The organism is Synechococcus sp. R6-10, from assembly GCF_047461815.1.
In the GTDB taxonomy this organism is placed as follows: domain Bacteria; phylum Cyanobacteriota; class Cyanobacteriia; order Thermostichales; family Thermostichaceae; genus Thermostichus.
Genome location: NZ_JANSHW010000420.1, coordinates 1 through 1,891 on the forward strand (window position 1 = coordinate 1; position 1,891 = coordinate 1,891).

General features: G+C 59.4%; 3 protein-coding genes. All 3 read left to right on the plus strand.

Annotated elements, in window-relative coordinates:
- Positions 1-462, plus strand: a 462-nt coding sequence (locus NW837_RS11525; protein WP_414331650.1) for an exodeoxyribonuclease VII large subunit, incomplete at its 5' end; no start/stop codon positions are given.
- Positions 443-679: an exodeoxyribonuclease VII small subunit gene (gene xseB, locus NW837_RS11530; RefSeq protein ID WP_414331652.1), complete on the plus strand. Its 237-nt coding sequence runs from the start codon at positions 443-445 to the stop codon at positions 677-679. The genes NW837_RS11525 and xseB, both read left to right, overlap by 20 nt.
- Positions 680-771: 92 nt before the next feature.
- Entirely contained in the window at positions 772-1,653 is an 882-nt protein-coding gene (folD, locus tag NW837_RS11535) for a bifunctional methylenetetrahydrofolate dehydrogenase/methenyltetrahydrofolate cyclohydrolase FolD (RefSeq protein WP_011431762.1), read from the plus strand.
- The last annotated feature ends 238 nt before the right edge of the window (positions 1,654-1,891 follow it).

A 1,891-nucleotide genomic window follows, 5' to 3' on the forward strand; every position in this document is an offset into this window, starting at 1 on the left:
GCCCATACCCCAACGGCAGCTGCCGAGCGGATCGTGCCGGATCTGGGGGAATTGCAGCGTCAGGGATCCCAGTTGCGCCAGAAGTTGATCGAACGCACCCGCCAAGCTTTGGAAAAAGCCCAGCAGCGTTTGCAGCAGGCCCAGCACCACCTGGCTTACGTGCATCCAGAGCGGCTGTTGCAACAGGCTCAGGAGCGCTTGACCCAGCGCCAACATCGCCTGCTCCAAGCCGTGCGCCATCGCCTCCGGCAACACCAACAGCACCAACAGGCCCTGCAAGATCGCCTCCAAGCGCTCGATCCCGAAGCCATTCTGAAACGGGGCTATGCCCTGGTGCGAGATGAAGAGGGATCCCTGATCCGCACCCATCGCCTGCCTCCCCAAACCCGCCTGATGATACAACTGGCCTCGGGAAGCCTATGGGTACGAGTAGAGGAGAGCCATGAGCCGCCGCAAACGTGAGGAGCCGTGGCGCTATGAAGCAGCCATTGCCGAGGTGGAAACTTTGATTGCCCAGATTGAATCGGGGGAGCTGGATCTGGCCGAGGTGGTGGAGCGCTTTCAACAGGCCGCCCGAACCCTGAAAACCTGCGCGGACTTCCTGGAGCAAAAGCGGCAGCAGGTGGAGATCATCATCGAGCAATTGGGCCAAGAGGAAGAAGACCTGCCCGAATCATAGGGATCCCACCCGATCATTTCCCCTGCACTGCTGTTGCCATTCTGCTTCACTATGGATGGTCGTTGGATGGTTGTCTTTATCCTTGCGCCCCCATGCCCGCAAAAATCCTCGATGGCAAAGCCTTAGCCGCCCGTCTGCAAGCGGAGATGGCCGCCCAAGTGCAAGCTTGGATACCTCAGGTGGGGCGGCCACCGGGATTGGCAGTGCTGCGGGTTGGAGAGGATCCCGCCAGTGCGGCTTATGTGCGCGGCAAAGAGCGGGCCTGTGAGCGGTTGGGCATTGCTTCTTTTGGCCGACATTTTTCCGCCCAAGACTCCCCTGCCCATTTGCTCGACACCATCGACCAACTCAATCAGGACGAGCGGGTGGATGGCATCCTCGTCCAACTGCCCCTGCCCCCCGGCTGGGATCCCATCCCCCCCCTTCTGGCCATCAATCCCGACAAAGATGTGGATGGACTCCATCCCCTCAACCTGGGCCGGCTGTTGCGCGGCGAGCCCGGCCTACGCAGTTGTACCCCCTTGGGCGTGATGCGCCTGTTGCAAGCAGAAGGGATCCCGATTGCAGGCCGAAAGGCAGTGGTGGTTGGTCGCAGCATCTTGGTGGGCAAGCCCTTGAGCCTGATGTTGCTGGCCGCCGATGCGACGGTCACCCTAGCCCACTCCCGCACCCCCGACTTGGCAGAAGTGACCCGCGCCGCCGACATTGTGGTGATGGCCGTGGGCCGCCCCCGCTTGCTGAGGGCAGACATGGTAAAACCCGGCGCGGTGGTCATCGACGTTGGCATCAACCGCATCGAGACCCCCACCGGAGCCGAGCAATTGGTGGGAGATGTGGACTATGAAGCGGTCAAAGAGTTGGCCGCTGCCATCACGCCCGTACCGGGAGGCGTAGGGCCGATGACGGTAACGATGCTGCTGGCCAACACCCTACAGAGCTATAAACTGCGCAGCCACTTGTGTAGTCATTATTAAACAGGAATGAAACATTTCTGTTGCATTGTTCCCTAACTTCCCTCTCTCTCTGGGAGAAGAGCTGGGGTTGGTCGCGGCAGCGGCACAGAGCGCTTGGGGAGTGTCTCAATCTAGCTTGAAATGACTATGGTTTGGAGACTGTTCTCAAAATGTTCTGTTGCTTGGATCCTGATACATTTACGCTGAACACTGCTGAACATCACTGTTCAACTATGCAGCGATAGCATTCTGTTTGTTT

Excerpts from the sequence above, each read along its gene's own strand:
- folD (WP_011431762.1), top strand. The coding sequence starts at position 772 with ATGCCCGCAAAAATCCTCGATGGCAAAGCCTTAGCCGCCCGTCTGCAA.
- xseB (WP_414331652.1), top strand. The coding sequence starts at position 443 with ATGAGCCGCCGCAAACGTGAGGAGCCGTGGCGCTATGAAGCAGCCATT.